Here is a 593-nt window from a genome sequence, read left to right on the forward strand (position 1 = left end):
GTACGTCGGGGTTCCTGATGATGGGATGCGTGCCGCGTCGGGTTGCCAACTGGTGGTGTTGCTCATGGAGTCCGTCTGTGCCGTTGTGTAGCTGATGGCTCGCTGGTCGACGCTGCTGTTGCCGTACTGGATGGTTGGTGCGGCGGCGGTGTGGGCATAGCTCGGGCCGGCGGGGTTGAAGGCGGGACCTGCGCTGTTGGCGTATTGGGTGTAGGTGGACTCGTAAGAGGGCGCGTAGGGGGGCGCGTTGGGGGGCGCGTTGGGGGGCGCGTAGGGGGGCGGCTCGTTGACGCCGTAGGACGCGGTCGTGTCGTTTTGAGCCGGGTACTGACTGACCGCGTGCAAGGGGTAGGGGTCCTGGGGCGTGAATGATGACTGCGCCGCGACCGAATAAAGGTTGGTGTTCTGGAACATCAGGTCTGATCCGGTGGCGGGTGAAACGGCGTAGTACGGGCGTGCTGGGTCGTGGGCGTGCGGCCCGGAGGGCGCCGAGTAGGAACGGGCGGGGCTGCCTGGGGCGGGCAGCCGGTTGTGTGGCAGGTCGACGACCTGTTCGTCCTGGTGCGCCTCGACCGGCACTCTCGATCTCCATC

1 pseudogene is annotated in these 593 nt (G+C 66.8%); it reads right to left on the reverse strand.

Annotated elements, in window-relative coordinates:
• A pseudogene (locus tag ACLQ25_RS32785) lies at window positions 1–579 on the reverse strand (hypothetical protein); the annotation flags it as partial.
• Between the last annotated feature and the right edge of the window lie 14 nt (window positions 580–593).

This window comes from Micromonospora sp. DT44, from assembly GCF_049841635.1.
In the GTDB taxonomy this organism is placed as follows: Bacteria; Actinomycetota; Actinomycetes; order Mycobacteriales; family Micromonosporaceae; genus Micromonospora.